Consider the following 20,207-nt stretch of genomic DNA (forward strand, 5'->3'; position numbering starts at 1 on the left):
GGTAGTTTTTAACTTGTGTCTAAGTATAACTATCGTTTCTTAATAAAAATTGAGGAAGTTTCTTAAGATTTTATGAAGAATAAAAAAACAGCTATCGCCTGTAGCGATAGCTGCCCCTTATTACTTCGCACTCACGATCTTATAATAAGAACGAACAGTTAAGAAGTAATATCCAATATAAATAGCGCCGTATACTCCGATACTAATTAGAAGCGGAATCATAATTTCAAATGGTAGTATGTTCCCTAAACCTTTTAATGCAAACAAGCTGTGCAGGATTCCGATTACTAACGGGATTGCAAAGATAAAGCTTACTTGTTTTGCAATAGCTTTTTTCATTTCTTGTTTTGTGACCCCTATTTTGTGAAGTACAACATAACGCTCACGATCAGCACTTGCTTCTGTAAGTTGCTTGAAGTAAATGATTGAGCCTGTCGCTAATAGGAAGACTAATCCTAAGAATAACCCAATAAACATCATTAAGCCTGACGCTTCAAGTTGCATCTGGAATCCTGTATAGAAATCGTTAAATGGCTTTAAAATTTCTGATTCACCAGCTGGCATAATGCTTGCTAATTTTACTGTTAACTCTTTACTATTTCGCTCACCTTTTACATCAATATTTTTTACAGTGCGCGTTTCGTTTACTTGTTTCACTTGCTCATATGTTTTATCCGGAACGATTACAAATAGTTCATTTAAATTTGTAAGGCTTCTATTATTTACACCTTTAATTTTTAATTCTTTCGACTCATTTCCAATAGGAAATACAGCTGTATTTCCTGTATAAAGAGGACCGAACTCAAGTTTCTCAATATATAAGCTATCATATACAAAAGCTTCATTCGCACTTAAATTTACAGGTTCTATATCTAAATGTTTCACAAGTGTATTAAAGCTTGATTGAGCAATAAGCTGGTACTGATTTGTAACGTTATAGTGTGTATTCAGAACTTGATCAGCTCTTTCACCTTTGAATGTTCCTTTCACAGGAATCATTTCAACTTCTGCTTCATATGTGACTGGATGATTATTTTTCTCTCCAGCAAGTATTTCATTTACTTTTTTATCTAATGCTTCATCTTTTTTCTCATAAGAATAACTATACGGCGCAGCCACTTTTGATTGCGTAAATGTGTTGTAATACATCGTAACTGACGTACCAACCGCTGTTAATGTTACCGCACTTAAAATAGCAATTGTCGCAAGTGATTTCGCATTTCCTTTAATACGGTATAGTAACTGAGATGTCGTTACCATATTCATACCGTTATAAAACGATGATTTATTATTTCTTGCACGTTTCAACACGAATACTGTAAAGAACATAAATAGTAAGTACGTACCTAATACTGTCGCCAATAAAATATAAAGTGCAACTGCCATAAAGTCTGCATATTTAACTGCTTTCATGAACATTAATGCTAAGAAATAACCTGAACCAATTAAGACAACTGAAATTAATGCCATAATAACTGATCCTTTTGGCATTGCTTCTCCTTCACGTTCGGCGCGGAAAAGTTCAATTAGCTTAAATCGATAAATTAAACGATATCCTTGAAGTGATGTATATAAAATAATCACAAAGAAAATAAGTGCTGTATCAATAATGGCAGCCATCGGTACTTCAAAATGAACATTTAAGTTTAATCCCATCATGCTTACTAGCAGTTCAAGGAATAATTTTGAAAGGACACTACCAATCGCAATACCGATAATTAAAGACATTAATCCCATTAACATATTTTCATAAAAGAGCATTTTACCAATTTGTCTTTTACGGATACCTAATAACGAATATAAGCCAACTTCTTTTTTACGTTTACGTGTAAAGAAACCGTTCGAATATATAATAAACACTGCTACGAAAATGATAAGCATGACACTTGAAACTTGGAACGCTCCGCTAATTTTTTTTGAAGCTTCTGCAGCTTTTTCCATTTGTGAATTGTATTGCAGTGCTTTAAATGTAAAATAAATAACGATACTAAAAATCATAGATGCAAAATATACAAAGTAGTCTTTAAAGTTCCGCTGTATGTTGCGGAGGGCAATGCTAGATAAGGTCATCAGCCATACCCCCAGAAATAGAAGACATTACATCAACAATTTTTTGGAAGAACTGTTTACGCGTCGATTCACCGCGGTGCAATTCTTTATATAGTTCACCATCTTTAATGAAAATAACTCGTTTACAATAACTTGCTGCAAATGCATCATGCGTTACCATTAAAATTGTTGAGTTATCATATTCATTTAACGACTTCATACTTTCAAGTAAATCTGTTGCTGATTTAGAATCAAGTGCTCCAGTTGGCTCGTCTCCGAAAATCATACTTGGATTTGTAACAATCGCACGTGATGCTGCGCAGCGCTGCTTCTGTCCACCAGATACTTGATATGGGAACTGACTTAAAATATGATCAATACCGAATTTCTTTGAGATTTCAAGAACGCGGCGATCAATCTCACTCGCTTTCACCTTTGATAACGCAAGTGGTAAAGCGATATTCTCTTTCACCGTTAACGTATCTAATAAGTTATAATCTTGGAAAATGAAACCTAAATGATCGCGGCGGAATAACGCTAACTTATCGTCATTCATTTTTACGATATCTTTTCCATCAATTAAAATTTCACCGTTCGTCGCATTATCAATTGTAGAAAGAACGTTTAGTAGAGTCGTCTTACCAGAACCTGAAGGTCCCATAATTCCAACGAACTCACCTTCTTTTACTTGTAAGTTAATACCTTTTAACGCTGCAAATTTATTACCACCCGTGTCATATACTTTTTCAATATTTTTTGCTTCTAGCACTGTTTTCATCTCGACATCCCTCATTTCATCTATTCTCTATTTTCAACTATATACACTCTCTACTCTTGCCACTATCGATGTTTCTTACACAAACATGACAGTTATGTAAGGCACATAAGTAAAGAAATCAAAAAGTTAACGTAATGAATTAAAGTACTTTGTTACTATAACATTGGGATATCATACCATCCATTCATTCTCCTTACAGGAACATTACAATTTTGTAAGGTAAAAAATGCACCTACAAAGTTGTGCACGAAATGTCGGATGGAGCTATTTCGTTCCTGCTATTCTATGTACAGAGGAGGTCATAATATGGATTCACTTAAAAATATGAATGCTGCAATGCGCTATATTGAAGATAACCTTACGAATGAAATTGATTTTAAAGAAGTTGCGAGGCTAGCTCTTTGTTCTGAGTATCACTTTAAAAGAATGTTTTCGTTTTTAGCAGGTATATCACTATCAGAATATATTCGCTGTAGACGTCTTACTCTCGCTGCCTTTGAACTAAAAAACAGCAATGTAAAAGTCATTGATATCGCTATAAAATATGGATACAACTCACCAGATTCATTCGCTCGTGCATTTCAAAACTTGCACGGTATAACACCTTCAGAAGCCCGAAATAGTAGCCATTCTTTGAAGGCTTATTCACCAATGACCTTCCAATTGTCCATTCAAGGAGGAAATGAAATGAACTATCGAATTGAAGAAAAAGAGCCCTTTCGAATTATAGGTATTACAAAACGAGTACCAATCGTTTTTAACGGTGTAAATGAAGAAATTGCTTCTATGTGGAAAAGTTTAAATCCAGAGTCCATTGAAATGTTAAAGTCACTTTCAAACATGGAACCGAATGGAATCATTAGTGCTTCTACTAACTTTTCTGAAGGAAGAATGGAGGAAAAAGGCGAACTCGATCACTACATTGGAGTAGCCACAACGAAAGATTGCCCAGAGCAATTCATACAACTTGAAGTCGCAGCTTCAACATGGGCCATATTTGAAGCTGTCGGTCTATTTCCTGATGCATTACAAAATGTGTGGGGACGTATTTATTCTGAATGGTTCCCTTCTTCGAACTATGAACTAGCGGAAGGACCGGAAATATTGTGGAATGAACAGAAAGATATATCTTCTCCAAACTTTAAAAGTGAAATTTGGATACCGGTTTTGAAGAAGTGATAAAAAAAACAAAGCTGCTCTTCCCTAAAAGGAAAAGCAGCTTTATTTACATTTTCAACTCTTCTTTATAAATACTATATGACTTTATTGTTGATACGATAATGCATATTAATATCATTCCAATCCCTATAAAAATATTAAATGGATCTGGAAGCAAAGCCCCGGCATATATACAAAGTGAACCTATTACAAATACCCTCGAAGCAAATCGGTGTGTTTTCCTCCAAACTACAGGATTTTCTAATGTCCAGTCCATTCGAATGCCTACTAACCCGTTCGGCTTCGTTTGTTGCATGTAATTACCTAGTACAAGAAACAATGTTCCAAGCCCAAAATTAAATGCAATTGAGCCCGATGCAATATAATTAGACGCGGCTAATAGTGCAAATAAGTTACAACCGAATCCTATTAAAAGAATTGCATAATGGATTGCGGAAAGGACTTTAGCATGCTGTTTATACTTATCTTTCGTTACATCAATATACCCAAGAGCTAGCCATATCAAATACAGCAACATCATGCTACCTATTGAAACAGAACTTGCTTCTATTTTAGAAAAATATCCATCTACTACTCCTGCTGCATTATAATGGCGTGGAATTTGTTCTGGTAAATATGGCCATACAATATACCATCCAATTGCAATGCCAATAATTAAACTCCATGGTAATACGTGTCTTTTCATCCTCTCTCCCCCATAATTTTTTATTAGGCCCCTATTTCTTTTTTATAAGCAATATATGAATATCCCATCGTTAATCCTACTGCACCAATAATAATTCCAACCATTACGAAAGATTTCCACGCCACTGGTGCAAAAACACTTAAAATCATAATGATCCCCAATGCAACAAACACCTTTCCGCTAAAACGGTGCGTTTTTCTCCACACTTCTTCGTTACTTAATGTCCACGGTGTTTTTATACCTACAAAGTAGTTTGGTTTACATTGTGGTAAATAGTTTCCGATGACTATAAATAAAATACCAACTAATAATTCCGGCACACGATTAATGAATAAGTTGTATCCTAATCCACTTGTAATAATATCTATATTCCCTACAAATAGTAGCAGTAGTATCCCGTTATTCATCATCATAAAAGCTTTAGAGAACTTCTCGTAATTTGCTTTCTTTGGGTCAATCTTTGGTAACACGTTTAGAAAAATATATAAAACAATCATAATTCCAATCATAGAAACCATTCCATACAATTTAGAAGAATATCCATCTACTTTACCGCCGCTCCAATGCGTTGCAATTGTATCCGGCAAATGTGGCCAAGCAAACGCCCAAGCTAAACAAGTTATAACAATTAATAAGATTGCAAAAAGATGTTTTCTCATTTCTCCTCTTCCCCCTTATTCGTAAATGTAAACACCCAAGTCAATAAATCTTGAAAGACCGTTGTGTTTAAAGAGTACATAACGAATTGCCCTTTCTTTTCATCTTGAATAAGTTCAGCATTTTTAAGTGCATTTAAGTGGTGTGAAATACTTGGTTTTGTCATATTGAAATGTTCAGCAATCTCACCAGCGGTTAGATCGCCTTCTTTTAATAAGTCTAAAATTTTTCGCCTTGTTGGATCTGCTAATGCTTTGAATGCTTGATTCAATGTCTTTCTTCCTTTCGATAATTAGACATTTAGATATTTATCTAAATATTAAACCAATTACCGTTGTTTGTCAATTTCATCCAGCGCCCTTTTTACTTTTCTCACTTTTAACCTATACTGTTTACTAGCTTATCTTTCAACATAATGAAAAGACTTGAAACACATGATACACTATAGCTACAATTGTTTTTTTGAGGAGGAATATACATATGTATAAAATTTTAATCGTTGAAGACGATCCAAATATTTCATCATTACTGCAATCTCACATTCAGAAGTACGGTTATGAGGCTGTGGTAGCGGAGAATTTCGATGATATTATGGAATCGTTTAACGCAGTGAAACCACATCTTGTTTTACTTGATGTAAACTTACCGAAATTCGATGGTTTCTACTGGTGCCGTCAAATTCGTCATGAATCTACTTGTCCAATTATTTTCATTTCAGCGCGTGCTGGTGAGATGGAACAAATTATGGCAATTGAAAGCGGTGCGGATGATTACATTACAAAACCATTCCACTACGACGTTGTAATGGCAAAAATTAAAGGACAATTACGCCGTATTTACGGTGATTATGCACCAAATATTTCTGAACGTATCGTTGAAGTAGAAGGTTTAAAACTATTCCCTGAACGTCCAGAAATTCATTTTGGATCTGAACAAGTTCTTTTAACGAAGAAAGAGGCAATTTTAGCAGAAATGTTATTATCTAAATTCCCTCGTACAGCGAGCCGTGAAGATTTATTAGCTGCGCTTTGGGATGACGAAAGTTTCGTTGAGGAAAATACATTAAACGTAAACATTACACGTCTTCGTAAAAAGTTTAATGAGCTTGGCATTGAGAACTCTATTGAAACAGTACGTGGACTTGGATATCGCTTTAACGCAACTTGGAGTGAATAAGCATGAAGCTATTTTTACGTGATCATTTTGCATTTTTTCTACTGTACGTATTAAACTTCGGTATCATTTTCGTTCTTTATGATGCAGTAGACGGATTTCAAAATAATAAATTTTACTTCGTCGTTTTAAGCCTATACTTATTTATTTGTTTCCTCGCTTATCGTTACGTTCGCAATCGTAGAATGTACCATAGATTAAGTGAGCAACCAGAAAAAATGGAAGATGCGTTTATTGAAAGAGCAACTGCTCCGATGCCTCACGGTGTCAATGAACTCGTACGTACGCAGTACCGTCTATTCCAAAAAGAACTACAATCGTATGAAGTAAAACAACAAGAACATCAATTATTCATTAACCATTGGGTACATCAAATGAAGACACCTGTTTCTGTTATGCAGCTTATGGTGCTAGAAATGGAAGACGAGCATTTAATTCCAAAGTTTAAAAAAGAATTAGAGCGTCTAAACCAAGGGCTTGATATGGCTTTATACATGGCTAGGTTAAATAACTTCCATGAAGATTTCCATGTCGAGACGATTTCATTAAAAGATACGGTAACAAAAAATATTAACGGATTAAAAGAACTATTCATTCGTAATGGTGTCTTCCCTGTTTTAGAAGTCCATTCTGATTTAAAAGTTGCTTCTGATGCGAAATGGCTAAAATTTATCATCTATCAGTTAATGACAAATGCTGTTCGTTACTCTGGGGAACGTGGAAAGAAAGTATTCTTATCTGCTTACCGAAACGGAAAAGATATTATTTTAGAAGTTCGCGATGAAGGTGTTGGTATTCCGCAAGAAGATATTCGAAGAGTATTTGAACCATTTTACACTGGAAAAAACGGTCGCGCATTCGGAGAATCTACTGGTATGGGACTTTATATTGTAAGTAAAATTTGTGATTATTTAGGTCACTCTGTCAAACTAGATTCTGAAGTTGGTAAAGGAACGACGATTAAAGTCATCTTCCACAACGCTGCAAATAATCAAGCAGAACATACAGAGAAGGTGACCGAAGCATGATCGTAACATATGCAAGCAAAATGTATGAGAACTCACTCTCATACATTTTTTGCAATACAACTACTTCTATATCTTCTAGCCGGAGGTATAATCTATGACATTTTGGCAATTTGCATTTAAAAACGTCACGCGCAACTCAAGAGCTTATTTTGCTTACTTTGTAAGTAGCTCCTTTTCCATTGCTGTGTTCTTTTCGTTTGCTGTTTACTTATTCCATCCGAAATTACAAAACTTTGACATGACCTCTGAAATTTCAGGATTAATGATATTTTCAGAAGTTATCATTGTCTTGTTCTCGTTCTTCTTTCTACTTTATTCAATCGGATCGTTTTTAAAAGTTCGGAAAAAGCAATTTGGTGTGTTAACCGTTTTAGGTATATCAAAAAAGCAATTACATCGGCTCATTTTCACTGAAAATATGTTAATTGGTATTTTATCTATCTTTTTCGGCATGCAGTTTGGACTTGTCTTCTCGCAGTTTTTCTTATTAGTAACAGCGAAAATTACACATCTACCAGGGATATATTTATATATCCCTACGAATGCTTTCATTTTAACAATGATTGTGTTTCTTGGTCTCTTTATCGTTGTATCTTCATTTACACCCATGCTAATTCGTACGAAAAAGACAGTAAACCTTTTAAAAACTAATGGTAGGAAACAAAAGGAAAGAAAACCATCCATATTTATCTCTCTATTTGGTGCTATCTGTTTATTAGGTGGTTATATTTTAGCTGGAAACCCTAAATATTTCTTCTCAATAAACTCGCAAGTAGGCGTTATATATATGGTTTCAAGTATTTTCGTCATTCCAACGCTCGTTACAATCGGAACATATTTTTTCTTTTCTCAAATTAGTTTCTTACTTATTTATATTTTAAAGAAAAGAAGAAAGTTTTATATGAAACGGATTAATATGCTGTGGATTTCGGATTTAGCAAGCCGCATCCGAACGAATATTAATATGCTGTTTATTGTAGCGATGCTATCTACAATTGCTTTCACAATGATTACGTTTCTATATGGAGTCGGAAAGTTTACAAAGCTAGAGGTTACGCGAAGTTCACCTTTTCCATTCTCTTATTTTTCTTATGACGCAAATCCTTTTGTGAATGATCATTTAAATTGGCTTGAACAACAATTACGAAAAGAGAATTTCTCTTATAAAAAAATAAAAGCTGATTTATATGAAACACCACTGAAAGAAGATGAAGGCATAACAGCTTATAATGACATATACGCAATAAAACAAAGTGACTATAATAAACTCGCAGCTTCCCTGCAAATGAAACAACTATTCATGAAAGATAATGAAGCATATGTCTTAACAGGTAGCGCTTATGTAACCTTATTCAGCGAGTTTGAGCCAAGCTACAATAGAAAGTCTATTACACTTTCTAGTACAAATACGCAATTACAAGTAAAGGGCTATGAACAAGTAGGGGCCATTCCATCTAACTTTTCATACCAAACTTTAATTTTACCTGACGCTGTTGTAAACAACTTACCAAATACAACAAAACACGTAACAGCGTACAATTATAACGTACAAAATTGGGAAAAGACTTATGAAATTGCTGATGATTTTATGAAAAAAATACAAAGAGATCGACAGAAATTCCAATACGAAGGCCCTCTTATTCGCTCCTATGAATCAGCAGGTTCATTATACAGAATCACATCTGGTAGTGCCGCGTACTTCCTAATCGGGACATTCTTAGGTGTCATTTTCTTTATTGGAGCAGGGAGCGTTCTTTACTTCCGAATGTATACAGATTTAACGAACGAACAAGAAAAGTATGTAGCAATTTCAAAAATTGGGGTAACAGGTGCAGAGATGAAAAGATCTGCAACCATTCAACTTAGCATTTTATTTTTCGTTCCGTACGTTATGGCGTCCATTCATACAATGTTCGCAACAAAAATGCTTCAAGACGTAATTGCCTTATCACTATTCAAAGAAATTTCAGCTGTTCTTATTATTTTTGGCGTAGTTGAAATCGTCTTTTTCTTATTCATTCGTTCCTTTTACATGCAAAAGTTATCAGAGTATACAAATGGTTAAATTTTATGAATGTATTTAGTAGGGGGAAAGGGTATTTCTTATATCCTTTTCCTCTTCATCCTACTAGGAGGCTAGGCAAATGACATTTTGGCAGTTTGCATTTAAAAACGTGACGCGGAACGCCAGAGCTTATTTCGCCTATTTTGTAAGCAGTGCGTTCTCCATTGCAATCTTTTTCTCATTTGCAGTTTATTTATTTCATCCGAAATTGCATATGACAGACGTTAATTATTATCTGAACATATTAATGACAATTTCAGAGGTTGTCATTGTGTTCTTTTCATTTTTCTTTTTACTGTATTCAATCGGGACGTTTTTAAAAGTACGAAAAAAACAGTTCGGGATTTTAACAGTACTTGGCATATCTCAAAAACAATTAAAACGACTCATATTTATAGAAAATATGTTAATTGGTGTTCTTTCTATATTTTTTGGCATTCAACTTGGAGTTGTCTTTTCACAGTTCTTTTTGTTAGTTACCGCCAAAATTACACACGTACCTGGTTTATATTTATATGGGCCTACAAGTGCTATCGTTTTAACTATCATCATCTTTCTTGGGCTCTTCATTCTCGTATCATCTTTTACACCTATGCTCATTCGTACGAGAAAAGCCGTACGTCTTTTAAAAGAAGGAAAGCAACAAAAAGAAAGAAAAGCATCCGTTCTCATCTCTCTATTTGGTGCGATGTGTTTAATATGTGGATATGCGTTAGCCGCAAATCCGCTGTATTTTATGTCGCTAGGTGACATCATTGGGCTTTTATACGCCGTCTCTAGTATATTTGTCATCCCATCGCTTATTGCAGCTGGAACATACTTTTTCTTTTCACAAATTAGTTTTTTACTTATTCGTATTTTAAAAACGCGAAGAAAGTTTTATATGAAACGAATTAATATGCTTTGGATTTCCGATTTAGCATCACGTATTCGGACAAACATCAACATGCTCTTTATTGTAGCGATGCTATCGACGCTCGCTTTTACAATGATTACATTCTTATATGGATTCGGGAAGTTTACAAAGTTTGATGCGATTAGACAAAACCCTTTCCCGTTTACGTATTTATCGCATACTGAAAATACGTTAGCTGATGAACATTTAAACTGGTTAGAGCAGAAATTTAATGAAGAACACTTTACTTACACAAAATTTAAAACGGATATATATGAAGTATCTTCGGCTGAAGATAACACGCAGCTCTATTATGCCATTAAACAAAGTGACTATAATGTACTTGCTAAGGCTTTAAATTGGGAAACGCTCACAGTAAATAAGAATGAATCTTATATTCTTATGAAAGACTTAGATGATCAAGTTATTGGAACACTTCATAATAAAGAACAGAAAAATACTCTTACACTTACTCAAAACAATTTACAACTACAAGTGAAAGAATATAAAAGTTATAGCCCATTCCCAAACAGCTTAATATACAAATTACTCATACTATCTGATGAAAATGTAGAAGCCTTATCCACCGTTTCCAAACAAATGAGTGTATATAACTTCAAAGTTACGGATTGGGAAAAAGCACATAATATCGGTTCATCGTTTATAACAAAAATCGATAACGATAATGCAGCAATTCAAGCAGAGCACCCACCTTTCCATGCAAGTGAAGCGAGCGATTCTCTATATAAGAAAAAACTAAATGTTGCCTCATTCTTCTTAATTGGTACTTTCTTAGGTGTTATTTTCTTTATCGGTGCTGGTAGTGTTCTTTACTTCCGAATGTATACAGATTTAACAAATGAGCAAGAAAAATATATAACGATTACGAAAATTGGCTTAACTGAGACTGAAATGAAACGTTCAGCGACAATTCAGCTTGCGATTCTTTTCTTCGTGCCTTACATTATGGCATCAATCCATACGATGTTTGCGACAAAGATGCTACAAGAAATATTACATCTCTCGTTCTTCGCTGAAATTACAGTCGTACTTATGATTTTTGGAACAGTTGAAATTTTATTTTTCCTTTTAATTCGTTCCTTTTATATGCAAAAATTATCACAACACATTAAGTTTTAAAAAGTAGAAAGGTGATTACTATGGAAGAAGTATTACACATAAAAAACGTCTCAAAAGTATATGAGGGAAAAGTCCCTCATACTGCTTTAAAAAATATAAATTTACACGTGGATAAAGGTGAATTCGTTGCCATTATGGGACCATCTGGTAGCGGGAAATCTACATTTTTAAACGTTATCTCTACAATCGATTCTCCGACTTCTGGTGATGTCGTGATTAACGGAAAAAAACCGCACACATTTCGTAGAGAGAAGTTAGCTATTTTCCGCCGCCAAGAGTTAGGATTTGTTTTCCAAAACTTTAACCTACTAGATACACTAACAATCGGTGAAAATATCGTACTACCTTTAACATTAGATAATGTTCCATTAAAAGAAATGGATGAAAAGCTTGATAACATTTCAAAAAAGCTTGGAATTGATCATATTTTGGACAAGCGTATTTTTGAAGTTTCCGGAGGACAAGCACAGCGTACCGCAGTAGCACGTGCTGTTATTCATCATCCTTCACTTCTACTTGCCGATGAACCGACAGGAAACTTAGATTCAAAAGCGGCAATTGACGTAATGGAGCTATTTACGAAATTAAATAAAGAAGAAGATGCAACGATTTTAATGGTTACGCACGATCCGTTTGCAGCAAGTTATTGTAACCGTGTTATTTTCATTAAAGATGGAGAGCTTTACAATGAACTACACCGCGGATTGTATCGCGAGAAATTTTATCAAGAAATATTAGATGTTTTAGCATTATTAGGAGGAAGACGTGGATGACATTTTGGCAATTCGCATTTAAAAATGTCTCACGTAATTCGAAAGCATATTTCGCCTACTTTGTAAGTAGTGCGTTTTCTATCATGGTTTTCTTTTCATTTACTGTATACGCGTATCACCCGCGCTTACAGAGTGTACAAAGCTTTCAAGATCGGGATCCTCTAATGAATTTAGCTAGTACAGCGCAGCTTGTGATTGTTATGTTCTCGTTCTTCTTTCTCTTATATTCAATTGGAACATTTTTAAATGTACGGAAGCAGCAATTCGGGATACTCACCATTCTCGGTATCTCACAGAGACAATTAAAGAGACTGTTATTTACTGAAAATATGATAATCGGGATATTATCTATCTTTATCGGCATTCAAGGTGGACTTGTATTTTCTAACTTTTTCTTATTAGTCACTTCGAAATTAACAAGTGCGAAAGGTCTCTATTTATATTGGCCAACAGAAGCGATTATCGTTACAACCGTAACGTTTATCATTTTATTTTTAATCGTTTCTACGTTTACACCAATGTTTATTCGTACTCGAAAAACAACGAAGCTTATTAAGGGCGTTAACAAAGAAAAGAGCGAAAAGAAACCATCTATACTCATTTCACTATTTGCTTTAACTTGTTTAGGACTATGTTATTATATTGCCGGTTATCCGCAAGGCTATATAACGGAAAAAAATGCACAAAATGGATCTGTATTCTTAATTATGCTATCTATTTTACCGCTTGTAGTGATTGGGACGTATTTATTTTTTTCACAAACATTTCTTCTCTTTATCTATATTTTAAAGAAACGAAGAAAGTTTTATTTAAAACAAATAAATATGTTATGGATTTCAGATTTAGTTTCTCGTACACGCAGTAATATTAATGTGCTATTTATTGTTTCTATGCTATCTGCACTTGCATTTACAATTATTATCGGGTTATTTGCTGCAAACAATAATACGAAAGCCCCTATACTAGAACGATATCCAATACCATTCACCTATACATCAGAAGGTGTTAATGCATTTGAACAAAAGCATATTACTACGATTGAAACTGAACTTACAAATGCCAATTTTCAATATGACAAATATAAGTTTACCGTTTTAAAAGATACAGCTTCAAAAGAATCAATTGCCATTATGAAAATGAGTGATTATAACGCAATAGCACAGCAATTAAACAGACCAGAAATCACTCTCGATTCTTCACAAGTTTATAATATTTCTCGCTATTCACCAGTGTTATTAAATCTCGTGTCTAACCCATTTGCGAAGCAGAACACGATTACACTTGGCTCTAATAAAAAGGAATTTCAAATTAAAGGTTTTATTAATAGAGGAATTGAGCCTCCCTTTGCATTACCTCACTTAATTGTGATGCAAGATGAAGTAATTGAAAATATGATTCCTCATATTGAAACAATTACAGTCTATAACTACTTCGTGGAAAATTGGGAAAATGCAATTGTCCCAACAAAAAATATATTAAAAAGCTTAAATCATGATGCAGAAACCTTGTATGAAGCACATAAAAATGAAGAAGATTTCATTAAACCATTTTATATTTATACAGCTACGGATGAACTCGTTCATAGTAAAGGAAATGCAGTCGCTCAATTCTTTATTTGGGCATTTCTCGGCTTTATTTTCTTTATCGGAGCAGCTAGTGTTTTATATTTCCGTATGTATAATGACTTAACAACTGAAAGACAAAAGTATATTACGATTACAAAGCTTGGCTTAACTGAATCAGAAATGTTTCGCTCTGCAACGATTCAATTAGGAATTTTATTTTTCGTTCCTTATATCGTTGCTGGTGTTCACACATTATTTGCGGTTAAGTTTTTACAAAGCATGTTTTCTTTCTCCTTATTAAAAGAGACATGTATCGTACTCACCTTTTTCGGGATTATCGAGATCATTTTCTTCTTCTTAATCCGTTCTCTGTACATTAATAAATTATCACAGCATATAAAAATATGAATAAAATGGCCTTGTGCGTATTGCACAAGGCCATTTTCAATAGTTTTTAATAATTAGCAGCAATATCCGCCGTAGCCGCCAGCATAACCGCCATAACCACCATAGCCACAACCGCCGCCTCCGCCGAAGCAGCTAGCACCGATGATAATTAATAAAATAAACAATACGATTAGAAGCGCAAAACCGCCTCCGCAACCATGTCTGCGGTTACAATCATCATGTCTGTGTTCACACTTTTCGCTCATTACCCTATTCCTCCTTTAGTATCATTCATAACAAGTTCACCTTGCTCTAAATGAGGGGATTCCATTTATATTATGTTTTCAGGGCGAATAGGAAGCTTGGCTTACCTAAAAACGGGCTTGTTTCAGAAAATGAGCCTTATCAAGATGTAGGTATAAAACATTTGACATACTAATAATTTCTTACTAATATTTAATTGAACGATCAATCAATTTTTTGATTATACATTCAAATTATATAAATCAGGAGTTGAATAGCGTGACTGATTCTTTTATTGCAGAGGCTAGACGTGAACAAATTATTCTTGCATGTATTGATACATTAGAAGAGGTTGGATATAACAACTTGAGCTTAACGAAGGTGGCAAAAAAGGCTAAGATTAGTACCGGACTTATTTCTTATCATTTTAATGATAAGCTTTACCTTATGAATCGCACATTACAATTTTTAGTTGCCAAGCAACATGAATTTATTAGTAATCGAGTGCTATTAGCTCAATCTGAAATAAATAAACTAGAGGCTTTTATTGAAGCGCATTTGGCTTATCAAGAAACTCATTACAAAAATAATATTGCCTTAATTGAGATTGTCTTTAATGCAAGAAATGAAGAGAACGTTCCTTATTACAGAATCGAAGACGACGAAGAGGAGGATGCTCTTAGAACGATGTTATTAGATATTTTGAAGACTGGTCAACAAAATGGCGTGTTTTCCGATTCTTTCCAAACCGACACATTAGCTTCATTTATTTTAGGAGCAATCGAAGAAAGAATGCTGAAGGCAAATTCATCTATATCCATAGAAAATTACTCAGATGAGCTCATAAAAATGGTGAAGAAACTCACTGTTTAAAACATGCCTTGATTAAAAAAATATATATGAAAGGATGAACTACACATGAAAAAGGCATCTGTCATCGGATTAGGTTTTTTAGAAAAATTACTTGCTATAGTAAGTCCAATCCTTTTAGGCGTTATTGGATATTTTTCACCTAAATTAATAGAGATTATAAAAAGGATTCCTCTCTTTTCTGATTCAAAAATTATAGAACTTTTAAATTTTATTAATCCCTTCTGGCTTCCTATTATCCTCATGCTAATTGGTGTTATTGCAGGAATTTTATTTTCTTTAATTATTTATAGTGAAGCTTTAAAAATGAACATTACTTCGGAAAGCATTCACGTGAATAAGGACGATCAAAAGAAACAAATCACCAGATCAAATGTAAAAGCCGTTTTTGTAGATAAGCGTCAAGTGGTTATCATTGATCAAGAAGACCGAGAATGGTTACGTGAAACATCTGACATTACCCCAAGCAAAATTAAAGATACTTTCTTAATGCACGGCTTCCCCTGGGTGGAACAAGATCCTTATAAACATGAGTATAGCTTATGGAAATTAGAGGATGAGCGATTTAATAAAAGCATAAATACTATTTTGTATGAAAGACGCAATGCCCTTCGAGAAGGAAACTCGAAAAAAAAGAAGCATTTACGCAAAGATTTGAATGAGCTAGGAGTCTTTGTCAAAGACGATGGAGAAGATCAGTATGTCCGTTCTATTAACTAATAGGACAATAGAAAAAAGATATAAAAAGCACCTTGCCCTGTATATTTGTAAGTAACTACGATCAAAAAATAGCAAAGCCCACAGAGAAATTGAATTTCTCCTGTGGGTTTTATTAATTAAAATGGGCTTTTCTCCCTAAAGAAACATATTCAACACAAGCGCAAAACCAAATGCAATAAATGATAACAATGTCTCGAGTACCGTCCACGTTTTAAAAGTTTCCTTCACCGTCAAACCTAAATACTCTTTTACAAGCCAGAACCCTGCATCATTTACGTGAGAAAACATTAATGATCCTGCACCGGTTGCAATAACAAGCAACTCTAAATTCACACCAGACATGTGCTGAATAACTGGTGAAACAATCCCTGCTGCTGTCGTTAATGCTACTGTCGCTGAACCTGTTGCAATTCGAATTAATCCAGCTACCATGAAAGCTAATACAATTGGTGATAACGATATATGTTCTGCCATTTGCGCAATGGCCGTTCCAACGCCACTTTCAATTAATATTTGTTTAAATCCACCGCCTGCACCGATAATTAAAATAATGGAACCGACCGGTAATAAACTTTCGTCTGTTAATTTTTTAATCATCTTTTTATTAATTCCTTGTTTGATACCAAGTAAATAAAATGCTGCGAAACATGAAATAAGTAAGGCGATTACTGGACTTCCTATGAAAACAAAAAATTCAGTCAACTTTTTCGATAATGAAATATATGGTGCAACGACCGATAAAATCATCAATACAACTGGTAATAAAATAATAAAGAATGAAACTTTACGACTCGGTAAATCAGTTGATACAGTCGTAACTCGAATAAGCTCTGGTTCATTTTCAGGTATAACCCTTTTATGTACCCACTTTGCAAATATCGGTCCTGCGATAATGGCTGTTGGTAACGCGATAATTAATGAATATAAAAGTACCTTTCCTAAGTTCGCGTTATAAATACCGATTGCTGTCATCGCCCCTGGATGTGGTGGCACGAGCCCGTGAACAATAGATAATCCTGCAATGACAGGTAACGCAATTAATAATATATTTTGCTTCGTCGTTTTTCGAATGGAAATTACAAGTGGTAATAAAATAACGATCCCCACTTCAAAAAATACTGGAATCCCTATAACAAATCCTGCAAATAACATAGCCCACGGTAGTTTCTTTACACCGAAAAATCGAATAAAGAAATCTGCCACTTGCATGCCGGCCCCTGAATCGGACATCATTTTCCCTAAAATTGTTCCGAGAGCTAAAATACCAACTAAATGCCCTAGTACACTACCAACACCAGTTTCATAGGCAGTCACTATTTTCGTTACATTCAGTCCAGACATGATAGCTAAAAACAAACTCGCAACTGTTAAACTAATAAATGCATGCCATTTCCACCATGATACCCCTAAAATAACAATCGCAATTGCAAGTAACGTGACGATTAATAAGTATATATCCATCTCTCATTCCCCTTACTTTATAAAAAAAGAGGGAAAATCCCCTCTTTTTTATACGTCATAATTCACTACATAATGCTGCATTTCTGTATTGTAGTAGCCTTCGCTATATTCAATTACTTCGCCAACTTCATCGTAAGAATAACGCATGCGTTTTAATAGCGCTGTCCCCTCTTTTTCACCTAGCGCTTCTGCAACGAAACTAGTCGCCAGTCCAACAGCGAATTCATCTCTGAAGTTTTCTAAATGAATACCTCGGTCTTCAACTAAATCATAAAGCGATTGCAAGTCAAAATCCGATAAATCTGAACTTGCCATTCCTGCTGAGAAATAGTGCGTATAATGAATGTACGGTGCATCATTTAACGTATATAAACGTTCAATACGAAAACTCTCCTTACCGAATAATCGAAATGGCACTGTTCCTTCTTCATTCTGCACAATTTCTGCTTTTAGCAATTTCTTCTGTACTTTATATCCTTCTTCCACTAACACTTCAGTAAATTTCTTACCCTTTGACAGTTTTGTCGCAGAAGTATTGCGGATGACTTTCGTTCCTTTACCGCTTTTCTTTTCCAAATATCCTTCTTGAGCGAGTTCTTTAATCGCATTTCGCACTGTAATTTTACTCACTTTGAACTCTTCTTCTAACTGCGGTTCGGAAGGAATATTCGTATGAATCGCATATACACCATGCAATATTCGATCACGAATAATATTTTTTATTTGCAAATATAATGGTCCTTTTTTTCTCGTTACGTTCACCGTTACACCCACTACCTTTCTACATCACCTACTGATGCCGTCATTGCCCGAAGTATATCCTTCTCTGATGACATTGGCGTATCACCGACGATTGTATGTGCTAGCATTCCAGCTGCTGACGCAAATGAAACAGCTTTCTCTGGTGCGAACTCCTTTATCTCGCCATGAATAATTCCGCTCGTATAAGCATCTCCAGCACCTATTCTATCATATACAGAAAACGTAAGTGTTTTTGCAAAAGTGAACGTTCCATCTTTACATATAAACCCGCGAAGCGAATGTGTATTATCACTGTTAATAGAGCGATGAGTACCAGCGATTGTAGCGATATGATACGTTTCAGCTACCCTTGGAATAAGATCAACAAGTTGCGCCTCTCGCTCCGTTTCTTCGGTTTTTATTCCTAAAACAAACATTGCATCTTTTTCGTTCATCATAACGATATCAGCAAGTCCCAGCATTTCTTCATAATGCGGTTTTGCCTGTTCATATCCGTCTTCTCCCCAAAGTGATGGACGATAATTACAATCAAAAACGACGGTTCCTCCGTTTTCTTTAACTGCTCTCGCTAAAGACTTCATATGATGGCGTACCGTATCATTCATCGCAAGTGTAATACCGCAAAAATGAACGATATCAATTTCCTTAGCAATTTCTTCAAATTGGTACATCTCTTCAGACGCCGTATTGAAGCTACTTTCTATTCGATTCGAATACGTAACGCGGCTTGCACGTGCACCGAATCCATTTTCTAAAAAATACATACCTACATATTTACCGCCTCTTGAAACAAGAGAAGTTTGAATCCCTAACTTTTGAATGTAAGATACAGCTGCATCTCCAACCGAATTTTCCGGTAAAGTTGAAATAAGAAGCCCTTCATGCCCTAAGTGAGAAAGTGCCGCTGCAACATTCACACCTGTACCTGAAAATGAGTAATTTAACGTGTTAGCTTGCGACAACAATTCATATCCAGGTACTTGCAGGCGCATCATTACTTCTCCAAACGCTGCAATTTTCTTACGCATATTGATCAACTAGCTTCTTCACGACTGCTAATAATTCGCGAACATCTTCTACTTTCGTATTACCAGTTTCTTTATCAATAATAGAAGAGTACACGTGCGGGATAACTTGCTCTACGTTTGCTTCAAGCGCAATACGTACAATTGTTTCGAAGTTTTCTTTATCAATTCCGCCTGTTGGCTCTAATGCGAATCCTTCTTCCGCACAAGCTTTCGCAACTGCACGATATTCTTCTTCATGAGCTAGCCCTTTCATCGGGAAGTACTTCAATGAATTTCCGCCCATATCACGTACAAGTGCGATCGCTGTTTTAATTGGAACGATTGCTTTTTCTTCTCCAGCCGCACTAATTGGTCCAGTAGAAATATTTACGTAACCTACTTTTCCTGTTGGCGATACTAAACTATTAATCCAGCTATCTTTTTCGCCAAGATTTGCACGTGTCGCTCCAACTGAAGGGAACACTTGGTTAATATGACTGCCAGGATAATGCTTCGCAATTTCAGCGACAACTGCCGCTTGGCGATTATCTCCTGCACCTAGTCCGATTGATACAGCGTCATCAATTTCTTTTCCGTATGCTTTCATCGCTGTAACAGCTTCTTCTACAGTTGCATAATCTTTTGATAAAACACCTACTACTACATATCCTTCTGCTGCTTCAAAAATATCTTTCGCATTTTCTATATTGTTTGCCAATACATTTAATGCTACGCGGCCTTTATAAAAACGTTTTTGAATGTTTGTCATT

19 protein-coding genes are annotated in these 20,207 nt (G+C 35.0%); 9 read left to right on the top strand and 10 right to left on the bottom strand.

Annotated elements, in window-relative coordinates; all coding sequences use genetic code 11:
- Positions 1–120: 120 nt before the first annotated feature.
- Both DN399_RS23760 and DN399_RS23765 read right to left on the bottom strand, forming a co-directional pair.
- The gene (locus DN399_RS23760) at positions 121–2,070 is read right to left on the bottom strand and encodes an ABC transporter permease (RefSeq protein ID WP_149149975.1); all 1,950 of its coding nucleotides are present in this window, start codon (positions 2,068–2,070) and stop codon (positions 121–123) included.
- Positions 2,057–2,827 carry an ABC transporter ATP-binding protein gene (locus tag DN399_RS23765; RefSeq protein WP_000859655.1) on the bottom strand — a complete coding sequence of 257 codons (771 nt, stop codon included), beginning with the start codon at positions 2,825–2,827 and terminating at the stop codon, positions 2,057–2,059. Before DN399_RS23765 ends, DN399_RS23760 begins: the two co-directional genes overlap by 14 nt.
- Before the next feature lie 306 nt (positions 2,828–3,133).
- On the opposite strand from DN399_RS23765, the gene DN399_RS23770 reads away from it, so the two are divergent.
- Positions 3,134–4,006, top strand: a complete 873-nt coding sequence (locus tag DN399_RS23770; RefSeq protein ID WP_000377718.1) for an AraC family transcriptional regulator — start codon at positions 3,134–3,136, stop codon at positions 4,004–4,006.
- Between the two features lie 46 nt (positions 4,007–4,052).
- On the opposite strand, the gene DN399_RS23775 is transcribed toward DN399_RS23770, so the two are convergent.
- From DN399_RS23775 to DN399_RS23785, 3 genes are read right to left on the bottom strand one after another with little or no spacing between them, the layout of a single operon-like run.
- Complete coding sequence (locus DN399_RS23775) at positions 4,053–4,691, bottom strand: SdpI family protein (RefSeq protein ID WP_113303922.1); 639 nt, start codon at positions 4,689–4,691, stop codon at positions 4,053–4,055.
- A gap of 23 nt (positions 4,692–4,714) precedes the next feature.
- The gene (locus DN399_RS23780; RefSeq protein WP_006929204.1) at positions 4,715–5,350 is read right to left on the bottom strand and encodes an SdpI family protein; all 636 of its coding nucleotides are present in this window, start codon (positions 5,348–5,350) and stop codon (positions 4,715–4,717) included.
- Positions 5,347–5,619 (bottom strand): autorepressor SdpR family transcription factor, encoded by a 273-nt coding sequence (locus DN399_RS23785; protein WP_006929205.1) that lies wholly within the window; start codon positions 5,617–5,619, stop codon positions 5,347–5,349. The genes DN399_RS23780 and DN399_RS23785 overlap by 4 nt, the downstream gene beginning before the upstream one ends.
- A gap of 209 nt (positions 5,620–5,828) precedes the next feature.
- Here DN399_RS23785 and DN399_RS23790 point away from each other — a divergent pair, with 209 nt between their 5' ends.
- From DN399_RS23790 to DN399_RS23815, 6 genes are all read left to right on the top strand, one after another.
- The gene (locus DN399_RS23790; RefSeq protein ID WP_000276738.1) at positions 5,829–6,524 is read left to right on the top strand and encodes a response regulator transcription factor; all 696 of its coding nucleotides are present in this window, start codon (positions 5,829–5,831) and stop codon (positions 6,522–6,524) included.
- A gap of 2 nt (positions 6,525–6,526) precedes the next feature.
- Positions 6,527–7,549, top strand: coding sequence for a sensor histidine kinase (locus tag DN399_RS23795; protein ID WP_149149976.1), 1,023 nt, complete (start codon positions 6,527–6,529; stop codon positions 7,547–7,549).
- A 94-nt stretch (positions 7,550–7,643) separates the two neighbouring features.
- A complete protein-coding gene (locus tag DN399_RS23800) occupies positions 7,644–9,614 on the top strand; it encodes an FtsX-like permease family protein (RefSeq protein ID WP_000145047.1) in 1,971 nt (656 codons plus the stop codon).
- A 79-nt stretch (positions 9,615–9,693) separates the two neighbouring features.
- Complete coding sequence (locus tag DN399_RS23805) at positions 9,694–11,649, top strand: ABC transporter permease (protein WP_149149977.1); 1,956 nt, start codon at positions 9,694–9,696, stop codon at positions 11,647–11,649.
- A gap of 20 nt (positions 11,650–11,669) precedes the next feature.
- A complete protein-coding gene (locus DN399_RS23810) occupies positions 11,670–12,422 on the top strand; it encodes an ABC transporter ATP-binding protein (protein ID WP_000393250.1) in 753 nt (250 codons plus the stop codon).
- Entirely contained in the window at positions 12,419–14,395 is a 1,977-nt protein-coding gene (locus DN399_RS23815; protein WP_149149978.1) for an FtsX-like permease family protein, read from the top strand. Before DN399_RS23810 ends, DN399_RS23815 begins: the two co-directional genes overlap by 4 nt.
- Before the next feature lie 53 nt (positions 14,396–14,448).
- Here DN399_RS23815 and DN399_RS23820 read toward each other — a convergent pair whose 3' ends face one another.
- Entirely contained in the window at positions 14,449–14,640 is a 192-nt protein-coding gene (locus DN399_RS23820) for a YjcZ family sporulation protein (protein WP_001290392.1), read from the bottom strand.
- 256 nt (positions 14,641–14,896) lie between these two features.
- Between DN399_RS23820 and DN399_RS23825 the strand changes: the two genes are divergently transcribed.
- On the top strand, positions 14,897–15,490 hold the full coding sequence (locus tag DN399_RS23825) for a TetR/AcrR family transcriptional regulator (RefSeq protein ID WP_000132248.1): 594 nt from the start codon (positions 14,897–14,899) through the stop codon (positions 15,488–15,490).
- Between the two features lie 45 nt (positions 15,491–15,535).
- A complete protein-coding gene (locus DN399_RS23830) occupies positions 15,536–16,207 on the top strand; it encodes a YqeB family protein (protein ID WP_149149979.1) in 672 nt (223 codons plus the stop codon).
- Between the two features lie 135 nt (positions 16,208–16,342).
- On the opposite strand, the gene gntP is transcribed toward DN399_RS23830, so the two are convergent.
- The 4 genes from gntP to dagF are packed head-to-tail and all read right to left on the bottom strand — an operon-like array spanning position 16,343 to position 20,206.
- Complete coding sequence (gene gntP / locus DN399_RS23835) at positions 16,343–17,668, bottom strand: gluconate permease GntP (RefSeq protein WP_149149980.1); 1,326 nt, start codon at positions 17,666–17,668, stop codon at positions 16,343–16,345.
- Positions 17,669–17,716: 48 nt separating this feature from the next.
- A complete protein-coding gene (locus tag DN399_RS23840) occupies positions 17,717–18,442 on the bottom strand; it encodes a GntR family transcriptional regulator (RefSeq protein ID WP_086389581.1) in 726 nt (241 codons plus the stop codon).
- Positions 18,442–19,458, bottom strand: coding sequence for a sugar kinase (locus tag DN399_RS23845; RefSeq protein ID WP_149149981.1), 1,017 nt, complete (start codon positions 19,456–19,458; stop codon positions 18,442–18,444). The genes DN399_RS23840 and DN399_RS23845 overlap by 1 nt, the downstream gene beginning before the upstream one ends.
- Positions 19,451–20,206: a 2-dehydro-3-deoxy-phosphogluconate aldolase gene (gene dagF, locus DN399_RS23850; RefSeq protein WP_149149982.1), complete on the bottom strand. Its 756-nt coding sequence runs from the start codon at positions 20,204–20,206 to the stop codon at positions 19,451–19,453. The genes DN399_RS23845 and dagF overlap by 8 nt, the downstream gene beginning before the upstream one ends.
- Between the last annotated feature and the right edge of the window lies 1 nt (position 20,207).

Origin of the sequence: Bacillus sp. AR4-2 (assembly GCF_008274865.1) — a bacterium.
Lineage (GTDB): Bacteria > Bacillota > Bacilli > Bacillales > Bacillaceae_G > Bacillus_A > Bacillus_A cereus.

Excerpts from the sequence above, each read along its gene's own strand:
- DN399_RS23760 (WP_149149975.1), bottom strand. The coding sequence starts at position 2,070 with ATGACCTTATCTAGCATTGCCCTCCGCAACATACAGCGGAACTTTAAA.
- gntP (WP_149149980.1), bottom strand. The coding sequence starts at position 17,668 with ATGGATATATACTTATTAATCGTCACGTTACTTGCAATTGCGATTGTT.
- DN399_RS23780 (WP_006929204.1), bottom strand. The coding sequence starts at position 5,350 with ATGAGAAAACATCTTTTTGCAATCTTATTAATTGTTATAACTTGTTTA.
- DN399_RS23830 (WP_149149979.1), top strand. The coding sequence starts at position 15,536 with ATGAAAAAGGCATCTGTCATCGGATTAGGTTTTTTAGAAAAATTACTT.
- DN399_RS23790 (WP_000276738.1), top strand. The coding sequence starts at position 5,829 with ATGTATAAAATTTTAATCGTTGAAGACGATCCAAATATTTCATCATTA.
- DN399_RS23815 (WP_149149978.1), top strand. The coding sequence starts at position 12,419 with ATGACATTTTGGCAATTCGCATTTAAAAATGTCTCACGTAATTCGAAA.
- DN399_RS23845 (WP_149149981.1), bottom strand. The coding sequence starts at position 19,458 with ATGCGTAAGAAAATTGCAGCGTTTGGAGAAGTAATGATGCGCCTGCAA.
- DN399_RS23820 (WP_001290392.1), bottom strand. The coding sequence starts at position 14,640 with ATGAGCGAAAAGTGTGAACACAGACATGATGATTGTAACCGCAGACAT.
- dagF (WP_149149982.1), bottom strand. The coding sequence starts at position 20,206 with ATGACAAACATTCAAAAACGTTTTTATAAAGGCCGCGTAGCATTAAAT.
- DN399_RS23800 (WP_000145047.1), top strand. The coding sequence starts at position 7,644 with ATGACATTTTGGCAATTTGCATTTAAAAACGTCACGCGCAACTCAAGA.
- DN399_RS23765 (WP_000859655.1), bottom strand. The coding sequence starts at position 2,827 with ATGAAAACAGTGCTAGAAGCAAAAAATATTGAAAAAGTATATGACACG.
- DN399_RS23805 (WP_149149977.1), top strand. The coding sequence starts at position 9,694 with ATGACATTTTGGCAGTTTGCATTTAAAAACGTGACGCGGAACGCCAGA.
- DN399_RS23770 (WP_000377718.1), top strand. The coding sequence starts at position 3,134 with ATGGATTCACTTAAAAATATGAATGCTGCAATGCGCTATATTGAAGAT.
- DN399_RS23810 (WP_000393250.1), top strand. The coding sequence starts at position 11,670 with ATGGAAGAAGTATTACACATAAAAAACGTCTCAAAAGTATATGAGGGA.
- DN399_RS23795 (WP_149149976.1), top strand. The coding sequence starts at position 6,527 with ATGAAGCTATTTTTACGTGATCATTTTGCATTTTTTCTACTGTACGTA.
- DN399_RS23775 (WP_113303922.1), bottom strand. The coding sequence starts at position 4,691 with ATGAAAAGACACGTATTACCATGGAGTTTAATTATTGGCATTGCAATT.